Consider the following 16104-nt stretch of genomic DNA (forward strand, 5'->3'; position numbering starts at 1 on the left):
TGTGTAGTGGTAGAGATTGATGTACTACAACGTTGTAATTGTTTAACTTGGCTCTACTAACTTAAACGATTAGAAACTCTATGAAAAATTTTATTTTTAGCTTTTTTGTCTTATTGCTTTTGCCTGCATATATGTCAGGGCAAACAATTACAGGAAAAGTAGTAGATAGTAGTGGAATGGGAGTTCCTGGAGCTATAATTTCGGCTTCGGAATCAAAAGCATCTGCTGAGACTGATTTTGATGGTAATTTTACCATAAATGCCAAAGAAGGCGAAGTCATTAAAATCTCAATGCTTGGTTTTGAAGCTGTGTCTGTACCTGCAACTACAGTTCCAATGGAAATAAAACTGAAAGAATCCGAAGATACTGCCTTAAAAGAAGTAGTAGTAATAGGATATGGAACCAGAAAGAAAATTGATAATACTTCTGCTGTAACCTCAATTAAATCTGAGGAAATTACCAAGATGAAAGTAATTAATGCATCACAGGCCATACAAGGTAAAGCTGCCGGTGTACAAGTTTCAACTTCTGATGCACCTGGAAGTACACCTTCAGTTTTAATCAGGGGAGCCGGTACAGCATTAGGAGGAAGAAATCCTTTATATGTTGTGGATGGTATGCCAACTGAGAATATCAATAATATTAATGCTAATGATATTACATCTTATGAAGTTCTTAAAGATGCTTCCTCATTAGCTATTTATGGAACCCGAGGTGCTAATGGTGTAATTATGATTACAACAAAATCAGGAAAGGGTAAACTTACTGTAGATGTTGAAAGTTTTGCAGGTTTTAGGAGTCCATTGAAAAAAGTAAAAATGGCAAATAGCGAGGAGTTTGTTCGTTATAGTAATGTTGCTTATAGTAACGCTTATCCACAAGGAAGGTTTTCTGCCAATCAGCCTTATGATACCAATTGGTTTGATGAAATTACCAGAACAGGATTTTATACCCAAAACAATATTTCTATTTCAGGTTCTTCAGAAAATATAAAATATTTTTTTAGTGCTGGTAATTACGAAGAAAAAGGAATTTTAAAAGGATCTGATTATGGCCGCACCACTTTCAGAAGTAATAATGAGTTCAGGATTTCAGATAAACTTAACATTACTCAAAACTTTAGTGTGAGTAGCATAAAAAACAGACCAGTTCCTTTGAGTGCTTTTACTAATGCTTACAGACAGTCTCCATTGGTTCCTGTACGTTATGAAAACGGAAAATATGGTGTACCGTTTGTTTTAAATGGAGTTGTAGCCCCAACCGGAGAATCTTTTAACAATGTTGGTAATGCCGTATCGCAGTTAGATTATACAAATGAGCAGCAAAATAGCGTTATTTTACAGGGAGGGTTGAAATTAGATTATGAAATTTTAAAATCATTAAAATTTACATCGCAATTTAATGGAGAATTTTATACCTACAAACAGTATAACTATGTTGATAATTTAGCTTTATGGCTCGCGGCAGATCCTGGAAGAGTAGCATCAGGCTACGATACAAAAAGTTTAAATACAAATACTTTAACAAGAGGCAGAGATCAATATTTTAATTGGAATTTGTCCAACTACTTAACTTATAATAAAGTTTTTGCAGAAATTCATGATGTTGAAGTTACTGCAGGTATTGAATCGAATGTACAGGGTACAAGAGAGAAATTGACAATTGACAGAAAAAATGTAAATTCAAATGCTGATTATTGGTCTCTAAAAGATATTAATGTTGCAAGTACAGTGACGGGATATAAAGATGAAGCTTTAAATCAAAGAAGGCTTGCCTCATATTTTGCCCGTTTTCAGTACAAATTGATGGACAAATATTTGCTTACCGGAACTGTTAGACGAGACGGATCATCTCAATTTGCGGATGATAAACGTTGGGGAACATTTCCATCGGTTGGTTTAGGCTGGATTGTATCAAAAGAAAGCTTTTTAAGTAATATAGAGCCGATTAACTTATTGAAAATAAGAGGTTCGTGGGGTAGACTAGGAAATCAAAATGTACCGTTGAATACGCAGACTTTTACTTCCGGCGTAGATGTACCAGGGCTTGGTTCAGGTACCACGATCAATTCGCAGGTTGATCCTAATTTATCATGGGAAATTGTAGAAGAACTTTCAGCTGGTTTTGATTTTGAGTTATTCAGCAATAAATTGAAAGGTTCATTTGATTTATATGATAAGAAAACAACCAACACAATTTTAAATGTAAAACCTTACGGGACATCAGGAATTACACTTGCAACACCGGCACATGTTGGAGAGGTATCAAATAAAGGTTATGAAATTGCATTACGTTGGGATGATAAAATAAACGATAATTTAAGTTATTGGGTTGGAGGAAACTTTTCTCATAACAAAAATGAACTGTCGAGTCTTAAAAATGTTCAGATATCACCAATTATTGGTGGAAGTTTAGGAAATGGACAGAATACAAAAATACTTGATAATACTTCAGTAGGACAGCCTTTAGGAAGTTTTTATATGTATGAATTTGCCGGAATTGATCCCGCAAACGGTAACATGCTCTATTATACGGCAAGTGGTGATAAAGTAATTCAGACAGCATTGAATGAGAGAACTGATAAAAAGTATGTTGGTTCGCTTTTACCTACTTCTACCTATGGAATTACTTTAGGTTTAAATTATAAAAATGTTGATTTTTCTGTTGATGGTTATGGAACAGGAGGAGCAAAAGTATATAATGGTAAAAAGGCACAGCGTTTTGGAGGTGAAAATATTGAAGCTTCAGTAGCAAATGATTTTTGGACACCAACCAATACGACAGCTTCCAATCCAAAACCTTCAAATGTAACACCTTATGTTTCTACTTTTTTCTTAGAATCAGCAGATTTTTTTAGAATCAATAACATTACTCTAGGATATAAGCTACCATTAAAAGATGATCAGTTTTTTAGCTTTTGCCGAATTTATATCAATGCTATCAATCCGTTTATTTCTCAAAAATTCTCAGGTTTTTCGCCCGATATAACAAGCGATGGAAAATTAGTAGAAGGTACTCAGGGAGTTGAATTAGACGCTTATCCATCATTGAGGTCATTTATAATAGGTGCTAATTTTAAATTTTAATATCATGAAAAAAATATATATATCAATGTTTGTGCTATCCGGATTATTTTTTTCTGGATGTGCAGATGAATTTTTAGAAGTAAACCCTACTGAATCTGTACCGGCTGATGTTGAACTGATAAATAATGATGAAGGGGCTAAAGGACTTGTAACAGCAATTTATAATCAATTTTTAGGTTGGGAAATGTCATCTTTTGCCTGGAATGCTGTTACCAGTATCATTTCAGATGATGCAGACAAAGGCTCTGATCCGGGAGATGCGGGTACTGATAAGGATATAATTGACAATTTAACCTATAATGCTTCAACTCCCTCATTTCAATCTATATGGGATGCTAATTATGCAGGAATAAACAGATGTAATCAGGCTTTGGATCTCCTTCCTAAACTTGATAAAGCAACATCGGCTCTAAAAACAAGGCTAGAGGGAGAAACAAAATTTATGAGAGCTTTTATGTATTTTACTTTGGTAAAAGGATATGGGGCTGTTCCAATTATTGATCATTTGCCACTTCCAGCATCAGAAGAAGACAGGATCATGCAGCTCACCCGCAAGTCTCCTGCAGAAGTTTATGCTTTTATTGAAAAGGATTTAAATGATGCTATAATGAATTTGCCAGATAAATCAGCTTATGGGGCAGATGATAAAACAAGAGTTTCCAAGGGGTCTGCTTATGCTTTGCTGGCAAAAGTAAACCTATACCAGAAAAACTGGCAAAAAGTAATTGACAATTGTGATAAAGTAACCGGATATGATTTAGTTGACGATTATGCTTATCAATTCAAAAAAGAAGGGGAATTTGGTATTGAATCTATTTTTGAAATCAACGGAATTGGTTCAACTTCAAGTCCTGGTTTCGGAATCGGAAACTATTCAGTTTCTCAGGCGCCACGTGGATCCGGAGGCTGGGGCTGGGGTTTTAATACGCCAACTCAGGGTTTAGCAGATGCATATGAACCGGGAGATGTAAGAAAAGCAGCTACTATTATTTTCAGGGGATCGGTTTTGTATGACGGAACAGAAGTACCGGAGTCAGTTGCAAATCCGATGTACAACTATAAAGCGTACTCATCAGATTTTTCTAATCAGGAATTTACAGATACGAATCTTAGATATTTAAGATACGCAGAAGTATTACTAATGAAAGCGGAAGCTTTAAATGAACTGGGACAGACTTCCCTTGCTATTCCTCTATTAAATAAGGTGAGACTCAGAGCAAATTTAGGAGAAACGCCTGCATTAACACAAACTGATGTAAGAAAAGCAATCTGGAAAGAAAGAAGAGTCGAACTGGCTTTCGAACATGACAGATGGTTTGATCTTATCAGAACCGGTCAGGCTAAAGATGCGATGGCTGCAGATGGAAAAACTTTTATAGTTGGAAAACATGAATTATGGCCTATTCCAACGTCTTTTCTTAGAGAAGCAGGAACACTTTCTCAGCAAAACCCTGGAGGTTATTAATTAAATTTTCAGAATCACTCCTGTCTTAACCTTAAAGGGTTAGGAGTGATTATATAACAATTTCAAAATTTTTATAATGATTAGAATTTCAGTTTTATTTTTAGCGTTTACTTTTTTCAGTTGTGGATCGAATCCTGATAAATCAAAAGAAAATGTACAAGAAAATACTTCTGACACTGTTAGGTTAACTGATGAGCAGCTTTTGGATGCCGTTCAAAAACAAACATTCAAATATTTCTGGGATTATGCTGAGCCGAATTCAGGATTAGCACGGGAGCGTTACCATCCAGACGGAAATTATCCTGAAAACGATTCAAATATTGTGACCACAGGCGGTTCCGGATTTGGACTAATGGCTATTGTTTCAGGGATATCTCAAGGTTATATTACCAAAGAGCAAGGTGTCGAAAGACTGAACAAAATTGCAGATTTTCTAGGTAAAGCAGATCGTTTTCACGGAGCCTGGTCTCACTGGATTGATGGAAATACAGGAAAAGTAAAACCTTTTGGAACCAAAGATAATGGAGGCGACCTGGTTGAAACTTCATTTTTAGCTGCAGGGATGATCACTGTTCGTGAATATCTTAAAGATGGTTCTGAAAAAGAAAAAGCAGTTGCTCAAAAATACGATGCTCTTTGGAAAGGGATTGACTGGAAATGGTACACTAATAATAAAAATGTGTTGTACTGGCACTGGTCGCCAAACTATAATTGGGAGATGAATTTTCCTCTGGAGGGTTACAATGAATGCCTTATCACTTATGTGCTGGCAGCCTCTTCACAAACCCATTCCATTGATGCAAAAGCATATCATGAAGGCTGGGCTAGAAGCGGTGGAATCGTTTCATCGAAAAAAAAATATAATCTTCCTTTAATCTTAAAGCATAACGGTGCTGAAGAGTTTGGAGGGCCATTATTCTGGGCTCATTATTCTTATGTTGGTTTAGATCCAAATCAATTAAGTGATCAATATGCTAATTATTGGGATTTAAATGTAAATCAGACCAAAATAAATTATGAGTATTGTATCGAAAATCCCAATAAGGTTGCTGGGTATGGAACTGATTATTGGGGACTTACAGCATCCTATTCCAGAAATCCAGACGGTTCTGTTGGTTACAATGCTCATATGCCAAGTAACGATCAGGGGGTTATTTCGCCTACAGCAGCAATAAGCTCTATTGTTTATACTCCAAAAGAATCAATTGCTTTTATAAGAAATCTGTATGAAAATCATAAAGATCAGACCTGGGGTAATGCTGGCTTTTATGATGCACTGAGTTTAGGAAACAAATGGGTTGCAAAACGTTATTTGGCAATTGACCAGGGACCAGAAGTTGTAATGATCGAAAATTACAGAACCGGGCTTTTATGGAAGTTATTCATGAATGCACCAGAAACTAGAAAAGGTTTACAGAAATTAGGTTTTCATTCAACGAAATACGGTTTTTAGTAAATCAGCGTAAAAAAATATAAATACCACATTTATAAAATCGCCATTGTTCTGAACCAAAATAAGAATAAACAATGGCGATTACATAAAAGAAGAACATTATCTAATATGAAATGAGCATTACAGTAAATTGGTTTCAAACACCAATGGAAATATGCGAATTACATATGACAGATAAAAATCAATAAATATCTTCATATGAAAAAGAAATTAATCATACTCTTTTTAGGCTGTACTGTTTTGGGTTATGCCCAAAAAAAGAATACTAAAAATGCATTAAAAATTAAACCAAAGTCGGAGTTTGTGGCAGAGTTAATGTCAAAAATGACTTTAGAAGAAAAGATAGGTCAGTTAAACTTACCAACTTCAGGCGACATTACAACAGGACAGGGAAACAGTTCGAATGTTGCAAAAAATATCGCCGAAGGTAAAGTAGGTGGTTTGTTCAATATAAAATCGGTTCAGAAAATTAAAGAAGTTCAGAAAATTGCGGTCGAAAAAAGCCGATTGAAAATTCCGCTGCTTTTTGGTATGGATGTGATTCACGGTTACGAAACAACATTCCCGATTCCGCTTGGTTTATCCTGTACCTGGGATATGAAGCTAATCGAGAGAAGCGCGCAGATTGCTGCGCAGGAAGCAAGTGCTGATGGTATCAACTGGACATTTTCTCCTATGGTTGACATTTCGCGGGATCCTCGTTGGGGAAGGATTTCCGAAGGTTCAGGAGAAGATCCGTATTTAGGGAGCCAGATTGCAAAAGCAATGGTGAACGGATACCAGCAGCACGATCTTTCTAAAAACAATTCCATTTTAGCCTGCGTTAAACATTTTGCTTTATACGGCGCTCCGGAAGCAGGTCGTGATTACAATACGGTTGATATGAGTCATATCCGAATGTTTAATGATTATTTTCCGCCTTACAAAGCGGCGATTGATGCCGGAGTAGGCTCGGTTATGGCATCTTTCAACGAAGTTGATGGAATTCCGGCAACTGGAAACAAATGGTTAATGACAGATGTTTTGAGAAAACAATGGGGGTTCAAAGGATTTGTAGTAACAGATTATACCGGTATTCCTGAAATGATCGAACACGGTATGGGAAATCTTCAGGATGTTTCTGCCTTAGCATTAAATGCCGGAGTTGAAATGGATATGGTTGGAGAAGGTTTTTTAGGAACTTTGAAAAAATCTTTAGATGAAGGAAAAGTAAAAATTGAAACAATAGACAATGCTGTAAGATTAATTTTAGAAGCCAAATACGATTTAGGATTATTCCACGATCCGTATAAATATTGCGACCCGAAAAGAGCCAAAACAGAAATCTTTACGACAGCTAGCCGAAAAGAAGCCCGTGAGATTGCAGCACAGTCATTGGTTTTATTAAAAAATCAAAATCAGGTTTTGCCTCTTAAAAAATCAGGAACTATTGCCCTTATCGGACCATTGGCAGATGCCAGAAACAATATGTCAGGGACCTGGAGTGTGGCAACAGTTGGTGAGAAATGTATCTCATTGCTGCAGGGAATTCAGGATGTAGGCGGAAAATCGGTAAAAGTACTTTACGCTAAAGGAAGCAATTTAGATTATGATGAGACCTTCGAAACCAATGCCACTATGTTTGGCAAAACCTTAAATCGTGATCCTCGTCCTAAAGAAGAATTAATTGCAGAAGCTTTAAAAGTGGCGGAGCAATCCGATGTAATTGTGGCTGCTTTAGGAGAATCTGCCGAAATGAGCGGAGAATCCAGCAGTCGTACCAATTTAGAAATTCCGCAGGCGCAGAAAGATTTGCTGAATGCTTTGCTAAAAACCGGAAAACCTGTCGTATTGGTTTTGTTTGACGGACGTCCTTTGGTCTTAAATGATGAAAACGCAACGGTTCCGGCAATTTTAAATGTTTGGTTTGCCGGAAGTGAAGCAGGTCATGCTATTGCAGATGTTTTATTTGGAGATGTAAATCCTTCCGGAAAATTGACTACAACTTTCCCAAGAAGCGTGGGTCAGGTACCAATTTATTACGCACACAAAAACACAGGAAGACCACTTTCTAATACAGAAGGAAAGTTTGAGAAGTTCAGATCAAATTATATTGACGAAAGAAATGAACCTTTATTCGCATTCGGATTTGGGTTAAGCTACACTACTTTCGAATATTCAAATCTGAAAATTTCTGCTGATAAAATGAATTTTAGCGAAAAACTAAAAGTAACGGTTGATGTAACAAATACCGGCGATTTTGACGGAAAAGAAACGGTTCAGTTATACATTAGGGATTTGGTTGGTTCGGTAACAAGACCGGTTAAAGAACTAAAAGGTTTCCAAAAAATAACACTTAAAAAAGGAGAAAAACAAACAGTAAGTTTTGACATTACTGTTGAGGATTTAAAATTTTATAACTCTGATCTACAATTCGTAGCAGAGCCCGGACAGTTTGATGTTTTCGTAGGAGGAAATTCGGCTGCAGACAAGAAAGTTAGTTTTGAGTTAACTAAATAGTTGGTTTGTTATTAGTAATTGCCCTTCGTACTGGTTATACGAAGGGCTTTTTTTTAAATTTAAATGAAACACAAATAGTTTAAGTCTGTCATTCTGTAGGAATCTAGAAACATTGTTCCCTAAAAACTGAAATTTACATGAAAAGACAAGATTGCCATTTTTCAATTGCATTCGTCTGTTTATAAAATACAAAATGATGAAAATAATTTATTCAATTCTATCTTTACTGTTGCTGATTGGTTTTAATTTTAAGACATCTGCACAAAATAAACCTGGTAAAACAGAATGGTTTGATCCTGCCAGGTCTGCAACAACCTATTGTAACCCAATAAATATTGGTTATAATTATACAACACACAATCACAACGGAATTCCGGAATCCCGTCGTTCCAGTGCTGATCCGGTAATTATTACATACAAAGGCGATTATTATTTATTTGCAACGAATCAGGCGGGTTTCTTTTGGAGTAAAGACATGTCCGACTGGAATTTTGTTTACGGAAGTTTCCAGAGACAGCCGGGCGATGATGATCAGTGCGCTCCGGCAGCATGGGTGGTAAATGACACTTTGTTTTACGTAGGTTCTACCTGGAAAAGAGATCATCCTGTTTGGAAAACAGCCGATCCAAAATCGGGAAGATGGACACGTCACGTAGATAAAGCAATGTTGCCAACCTGGGATCCTGCGATTTTTCAGGATGATGATAAAAAGGTATACATGTATTACGGTTCAAGCGGAAAACTACCTCTCGTAGGCGTTGAGGTTGATTATAAAACATGGCTTCCCAAAGGTAATCAGGCTGATTATGCAACATTATACAAAGCGACAGAGGTTGAAGATATTCAAAAACCGTATGGTCAGATTAAAGAAGTGGCAATTCTTGATCCATCAGCTCATGGCTGGGAACGTTTTGGCCCTAACAACGACATGGAACCTGCACCCTGGGGAAATTTTATTGAAGGGGCGTGGATGACCAAACACAACGGAAAATATTATATGCAATATGGCGCACCGGCCACTGAATTTAAAGGCTATGCCAATGGCGTTCACGTAGGGGATCATCCGTTAGGGCCTTTTACATATCAAAAACACAATCCAATGTCGTATAAACCGGGCGGATTTGTAATTGGTGCCGGACACGGAAATACCTTTGCAGACAATTACGGAAATTACTGGAATACCGGAACCTGTAAAATCTCCATAAAAGACCGTTTTGAGCGCCGTATCGACATGTTTCCTGCCGGATTTGATAAAGATGATGTGATGTATTCAATCACAGCGTATGGAGATTTCCCGATAGTGCTTCCAACTAGTCAGCGTGATCAGACAAAAGGCGCTTCATCAGGATGGATGCTGCTTTCGTACAAAAAGCCTGTAACGGTTTCCTCTTCGGAAGAATGTATGGAAGTCGAAACGCACCGAATGGACAATGGCGGAAAAAAAGTCTATGAGAAGTTCTGTTACGGACCTGAAAATTTAACGGATGAAAACATCCAGACCTATTGGTCGGCTAAAACCAGTAATTCTGGAGAATGGCTTCAAATGGATTTAGGAAGACCAATGGAAATAACGGCTTTGCAGATTAATTACGCAGATCATAAAGCAACGCAGTTCAATAAAGCAATGGATATTTATTATCAATATAAAATCTTCATGTCGGATGATGCTGTAAACTGGACTTTGGTTGTAGATAAATCCAAAAATGATAAAGATGCGCCTCATGATTATGTTGAACTCACAAAATCAATTAAGGCACGTTACATTAAAATGGAAAACATTCACAACGCTTCCGGATTGTTTGCTATTTCAGATTTCAGGGTTTTTGGTGATGGATTAGCAGCAAAACCCAAAGCGGTTGCTTCTTTTAAAGTAAACAGAAACAAATCAGATTCAAGAAATGCGATGATTTCATGGAAAAAACAAAATGATGCAATTGGATATAACATTTATTACGGAATTGCTCCAGATAAGTTATACAACAGCATTATGGTTTATGGAGATAGTTCATATGACTTCAGAGGTTTGGATAAAGACACAAAATATTATTTTACCATTGAAGCCTTTAATGAAAACGGAATTGGTTCAAAAAATAAGATTATCGAAGTGAAATAATCTTTATTTAATGAATTTATAAAAGCTCTGACTGCAAATTTAAGAATTTGTAAATCAGAATTTTTTTTGTGAAAAGGCTGAGAAGAAAATCTGACAGGTTTAGATAAATTTTGTTTCTTTGTGAAAGAAGTAACAAATAAAATCATCCCAAAATACATAGTATAAACATGAAAAAAACTCTTCTGCCTGTTTTGATTTTAAGCGGTTTGATGGCTTTTGCCCAATCAAACGAAGAAAAGAACATTAAACTATTTTACAAAAAAGCCTTAACCGATTCTAAATGTTATACCTGGTTAGAGTATTTGTCCAACGATATCGGAGCTCGTCTGTCAGGTTCTCAAAATGCCCAATTGGCGGTTAATTATACCAAAACACAATTAGAAAGTTTAGGCCTTGACAAAGTATATTTGCAGGAAGTGATGGTGCCGCATTGGGTGCGTGGCGAAAAAGAAACCGCTTTTATATTAGACGGAAAAGTAAAAAAAACAGTGCCAATTTGTGCTTTGGGAGATTCTGTTGCAACTCCAAAAACAGGATTAACTGCTGAAGTGATCGAAGTACAGGGAATCGAAGAATTAAAAACGTTAGGCGATAAAGTAAAAGGCAAAATTGTGTTTTTTAACAGACCAATGAATCCTGAAAACATAGAAACCTTTATATCTTACGGGGCTTGTGTCGATCAAAGATTTGCCGGTGCAAAAGAAGCAGCTAAACTTGGGGCAGTAGGAACTATTGTTCGTTCGATGAATTTGCGTTTAGATGATTTTCCGCATACAGGAGTTCAGAGTTATGGCGATTTGCCAAAGGAACAATATATTCCGACAGCGGCAATCAGTACCAATGGGGCTGAATTATTAAGTGCTACTTTAAAAAGTAATCCTGCTTTAAAATTTTATTTCAAACAATCCTGTGAAACCTTGCCGGATGTGTTGTCGTACAACGTAATTGGAGAATTGACAGGAACGGTAACTCCTGAAAATATCATGGTTGTGGGCGGGCATTTGGATTCCTGGGATTTAGCAGACGGATCTCACGATGATGGGGCAGGAGTGGTACAAAGTATGGAAGTGGTTCGTATTCTTAAAAGTTTCAATTATAAACCTAAAAATACGATTCGTGTCGTATTATTTATGAACGAAGAAAACGGCGGAAAAGGCGGCGCCAAATACGAAGAAGTTTCAAAGCAAAAGAACGAAAACCATATTTTTGCTTTAGAAAGCGATTCTGGCGGATTCACACCAAGAGGTTTTTCAATTGAAGCTGATGATGCCAATTTGAAAAAGATACAAGGCTTTAAAGATTATTTTGAGCCTTACTTAGTGCATAGTTTCACCATTGGTCACGCAGGTTCAGACATTAGTCATTTAAAATCAAAAGCAATTGTTAAAGCAGGTTTAAAACCGGATTCACAACGTTATTTTGATTACCACCATGCTGCAAACGATAAATTTGATGCCATCAACAAAAGAGAACTGGAACTGGGTGCAGCGACTATGACTACGTTGCTTTATTTGATTGATCAGAGTGGGATTGTTCTTCCTGGGGCTAATTGATTTTAGTAATGAACTAGTTATTACATCTTATCTAATGCTCGTTTGCATGCAAACGAGAATCAGTTGTAATTGCTTACATATGGAGAGGACGGTAATGAAAAGTAAAAAATCTGCTAAATATTTAATATAAACAAATGAATAACAAAGAACAAATTGAAATTCCGTTAAGCAAAACCAAAATGATTTTTGCTTTTACAGGTTCACTTATTTTTGTCGGACTTGGAATTTGGTTTTTAGTAAATCAATCAAAAATTGGCACTCCAATTTTATACAATCAGAGAACGATTTTTGGAATTGCTTCTATTCTATTCTTTGGACTTGTGGTGATTACAATTTTACGCAAGTTTTTAGACCAAAAAGCTGGACTAATGATTAATCCAAAAGGAATTGTTGACAACTCAAGTGGTCTTTCAGTAGGAATGATTCTTTGGACAGATATTCAGGAAATCACTGTTTTACAAGTCAGGAATCAAAAATTTTTGGTGATTATAGTTAAAAATCCACAGGAATATATAGATAAAATGTCTAACTCAATAAAAAGAAACGTAATGAAGATAAACTACAAGTCTTACGGTTCACCCATTAGTATTTCTGCAAACGCTTTGCAAACGGATTTTAACAAATTACATAAATTAATTTTAGAAAAAATGAGTCACTATAAATCGTAAGAGAAAAATAAATTAAGAAATTGAATTTTATTCAATAGCGGTTTTCAATTAATCTTAATAATAATAATGCAATTTTTACTGTTTCTGCATTCACCATAAATTCAAATACCTTCTTATTTATATTTGTAATAATCACTATTTCATCGCAACAACATAATACAAATACCCAATAGGAATATTACTCAACAACAACAAAATCTTAACCGCTACATCTTTCCGTTCCTCATATAATTTTACAAAACGGTCAACCAGATGAAACACCATGATTCCGTTTAGGAGCAAAGCCGAGATAACAAACGGAAAAGCAAATACCAGAACATTTGAGTTTTTGTTGGTAAACATATAAAACGCAAATAAAACAGTACTAATTATAAATGTCCCAATTACCAATTCAATAGTCTGGGTTTCTTCTGAAAGTTTTTTATGGATCGTTTGCATAATTTTAAATATTAAAAATATGTTGAATAGTTTTAACAGGTACTAAAAGCATATTTGAAAAATTGAGGTAATAAAACGGATGTGCTTTTTTGCCTCTTCTGTATTGTTCAAGAAAATACTTGATTTGTTTGGGGTAGAAGGGAGTTCCTGAAAAGATGACTAAAAACAAATACAAACTTCTCTTTCCGTTTCCCAAAAGGTAATACTGCATCCCGATTTCATCAACAACTGAAATTCCGGTATTGGTCAGAACATGAATGACATCATGATCTTCTAATTTCGGCTGCATATCAAAATGATTTTCATTCAGAAACTTTCCTAATCCAAATCCTAAAGTGCCTTCCGGATAGTTCAGTAACGTTACTTTGTCAACTTCCCAGGGTTTGTTTCTTTTAAGGAATTTTTGATAAGGCACTTTTGTACATTCATAAAGTTTTTCGATTAGTTTATCTTTCATGATTTTTATTTTTAAAAGTTCTTTGAATTTCAAAGTTTATGTATAAAGTTAATTTTATGCTTGATTAAAAAGTAGTGATTTTAGGTTTAGTCTCTGGGCAGCTTTTCGTAGGGTAAAGTTTGAATTTGGTACTACATAAAACACCTTAAGTTTAAGTAAGAGTAAGACCACTTAAATGAAGCCCGTATTATAGGCAGTGGTTTCTGCTTTCAATTATGTTCCATGTTGCTCAACATTCACTACTTTACCATGTATAAATTCAATTTCAAGCACGTCTGGGTCCATGGTGAAAAAACCGGGTCTAAACCCTAAATAGTAACTCCAATTGTTCGATTCTCTAGTATTATCTTCATTACCGAGTAATTGTTGTACTTCAGTTTTCGTCTTACCAATGAGCATTTCGCTATCGATAATGTCTTCTGAAAGCTCGTAACGCTTTTCTTTATCGTTAAACCATTTTTCTTTGTCAAAGTCATGATCTGGATGGTAACTCATACTCAAAACCCAAAGTATGATAAGACTAGCATAAATTACTGGTGTCGAGACAATTGTTGCTGTCCACGTAACAAGTTTTCGTGTCTTATCCACCTTTATAAATTTTTTTAGTAGCCATCTCCAAAAGAAAAATGTCGGAATGCCCAGTAGGAGCAAAATGAAATAAACTTCAATGCTCATTCCAAAAAATGTTGGTATATAAAGTAGTGTATTCATTTTAGCTTTTCCTATTATCAGTTATAATTTTCTTTATTTTCTCGCCTCTAATTAAAAGTACTTTGAAATACAAAGTAAATAATAAAAAAAATAGCTGCCAAATAAAATTATAGTTATTTTCACTATAGAATAATACTCATTTTTTTTAATAAAAAGTTAAACGTTGTTATTTATATTTGTCCGAAATATAAATTGGGATTAGTAAGTAAATTGAGAATTAAAATATGAAGAAATTATTTGTTGCAGTATTGTTATTTTTTTCTGTGATTGGAGTTAAAGCACAGGTTGTAGGTCTTGAAGTGGGAGATATAGCTCCAGAAATTGATCTTCCGGATGCAAAAGGAGAAAAGGTAGCCCTTTCATCTTTAAGAGGAGGACTAGTATTAGTTGACTTTTGGGCTTCATGGTGCGGTCCTTGTATCAAAGAGCAGCCTGAATTATTAAAATTATACAATACATATTCCGGGAAATTAGATATTTACGGCGTTTCCTTAGATACAAAAAAGCCAGTTTGGACAGGAGTGATAACCAAACTAAAACTTCCATGGACACAGGTAAGTGATTTAAAATACTGGAGTTCTGCAGCAGCAACAGATTATATGGTACAAGCGTTGCCATTCAATGTTTTAGTAGATAAAAACGGAATTATTCTGGCTAAAAATATCCATGGTAATAAGCTAAATGAACTGGTAAATGAATTGTTGACGAAATAATTACTTGTAGAAATTGTGCAGATTAGTTTGAATAAATTGATCTGCACAAATTTAATTTTCCTTAATATATTTTGCTACATCCACCATAGGTGCAACCCAAATATCTTTTTTTCTTTTCTTTAAATATTCCAGTAATTTTCGGTGTTCTTCCAAATCGATATTCAAAGGATGTTCACCGCCTACACCGTGAAACAGAAAAACGATAAAAGAACCTTTTTTCTCCGCTTCTTCAACCTGAGCAATCATTTGTTCAGCCGTACTTCCGTTTTCGAAAAAGGAATTCACATTAGAAAAATCAACTTCTTTTTTGTTTAAATAACCGGGTGAAACGCCTCTTGCAGCAACAAAATCATTCTTTAAAAAATTGTAATACAAAGTATCTTTAATCGTGAAATCGCCACACGGATAAGCAAACGTACGCTCGTTTTTACCGTCAATAGCTTTTAGCAAAGTGTTTGTAACCCGGGTTTCGTTAACTGCCCTTGCAACAGTGTATTTCGACAAATCAGTTTCAGATGTTACAAATTCCCTTCCCGGCATATTTCCGTTGCATGGATGGTTTAAAGTATGATTCCCAAGTTCATGTCCTTGTTTGGCAGCGGCTCTCCATTCTTCGATTCTCTGGGAAACAACAGGCGAGGAACCTATCAGATAGAAAGTTCCTTTAAACTGATACGAATTAAGCATCGGGATAACTTTGTCAAGATGAATATTTAACGCATCATCATACGTTAGTACAACAGCACATTTTTTACCATTCCAGTTTCTGTTTTGTTCCTGGGCAAAAATGACGACTGAAAACAGAAAAAAAATCATAGAAACTTTTATGTTTTCGAAGTTTCTGTTTAATAGTTTATAAAAAATTATGGTCATGTCAGTATAGTTATTTAATAGTTTTCAATAGTTCTGATCTGAAATATATGAAAAAACTTAAGAAAAATATAAAAA

Annotated in this window: 12 protein-coding genes; 8 read left to right on the forward strand and 4 right to left on the reverse strand. The window is 35.5% G+C overall.

Annotation, left to right across the window (positions count from 1 at the left end):
* Positions 1-80: 80 nt before the first annotated feature.
* The 7 genes from K8B81_RS08470 (at position 81) to K8B81_RS08500 (ending at position 12837) form a co-directional block, all read left to right on the forward strand.
* Entirely contained in the window at positions 81-3086 is a 3006-nt protein-coding gene (locus tag K8B81_RS08470; RefSeq protein ID WP_223680832.1) for a SusC/RagA family TonB-linked outer membrane protein, read from the forward strand.
* A gap of 4 nt (positions 3087-3090) precedes the next feature.
* Entirely contained in the window at positions 3091-4551 is a 1461-nt protein-coding gene (locus K8B81_RS08475; RefSeq protein ID WP_025572091.1) for a RagB/SusD family nutrient uptake outer membrane protein, read from the forward strand.
* A gap of 76 nt (positions 4552-4627) precedes the next feature.
* Positions 4628-6004: a glucoamylase family protein gene (locus K8B81_RS08480; protein ID WP_223680834.1), complete on the forward strand. Its 1377-nt coding sequence runs from the start codon at positions 4628-4630 to the stop codon at positions 6002-6004.
* Positions 6005-6202: 198 nt separating this feature from the next.
* Positions 6203-8503, forward strand: coding sequence for a beta-glucosidase BglX (bglX, locus tag K8B81_RS08485; RefSeq protein WP_223680836.1), 2301 nt, complete (start codon positions 6203-6205; stop codon positions 8501-8503).
* Positions 8504-8696: 193 nt separating this feature from the next.
* Positions 8697-10616, forward strand: coding sequence for a discoidin domain-containing protein (locus K8B81_RS08490; RefSeq protein ID WP_223680838.1), 1920 nt, complete (start codon positions 8697-8699; stop codon positions 10614-10616).
* A gap of 167 nt (positions 10617-10783) precedes the next feature.
* Entirely contained in the window at positions 10784-12169 is a 1386-nt protein-coding gene (locus K8B81_RS08495) for a M20/M25/M40 family metallo-hydrolase (RefSeq protein WP_223680840.1), read from the forward strand.
* Between the two features lie 134 nt (positions 12170-12303).
* On the forward strand, positions 12304-12837 hold the full coding sequence (locus K8B81_RS08500) for an STM3941 family protein (RefSeq protein ID WP_223680842.1): 534 nt from the start codon (positions 12304-12306) through the stop codon (positions 12835-12837).
* Positions 12838-12972: 135 nt separating this feature from the next.
* Here the strand turns inward: K8B81_RS08500 and K8B81_RS08505 are convergent, their stop codons facing one another.
* The 3 genes from K8B81_RS08505 to K8B81_RS08515 form a co-directional block, all read right to left on the reverse strand.
* Positions 12973-13275, reverse strand: a complete 303-nt coding sequence (locus K8B81_RS08505; protein WP_025572103.1) for a hypothetical protein — start codon at positions 13273-13275, stop codon at positions 12973-12975.
* 4 nt (positions 13276-13279) lie between these two features.
* Positions 13280-13732, reverse strand: coding sequence for a hypothetical protein (locus K8B81_RS08510; protein ID WP_025572104.1), 453 nt, complete (start codon positions 13730-13732; stop codon positions 13280-13282).
* Positions 13733-13945: 213 nt separating this feature from the next.
* A complete protein-coding gene (locus K8B81_RS08515) occupies positions 13946-14443 on the reverse strand; it encodes a hypothetical protein (protein ID WP_223680844.1) in 498 nt (165 codons plus the stop codon).
* Positions 14444-14667: 224 nt separating this feature from the next.
* Between K8B81_RS08515 and K8B81_RS08520 the strand changes: the two genes are divergently transcribed.
* A complete protein-coding gene (locus K8B81_RS08520; RefSeq protein ID WP_223680846.1) occupies positions 14668-15156 on the forward strand; it encodes a TlpA family protein disulfide reductase in 489 nt (162 codons plus the stop codon).
* 51 nt (positions 15157-15207) lie between these two features.
* On the opposite strand, the gene K8B81_RS08525 is transcribed toward K8B81_RS08520, so the two are convergent.
* Positions 15208-16029, reverse strand: a complete 822-nt coding sequence (locus tag K8B81_RS08525) for a polysaccharide deacetylase family protein (RefSeq protein ID WP_223680848.1) — start codon at positions 16027-16029, stop codon at positions 15208-15210.
* Positions 16030-16104: the final 75 nt, after the last annotated feature.

The organism is Flavobacterium hibisci, assembly GCF_020026925.1.
GTDB lineage: Bacteria > Bacteroidota > Bacteroidia > Flavobacteriales > Flavobacteriaceae > Flavobacterium > Flavobacterium hibisci.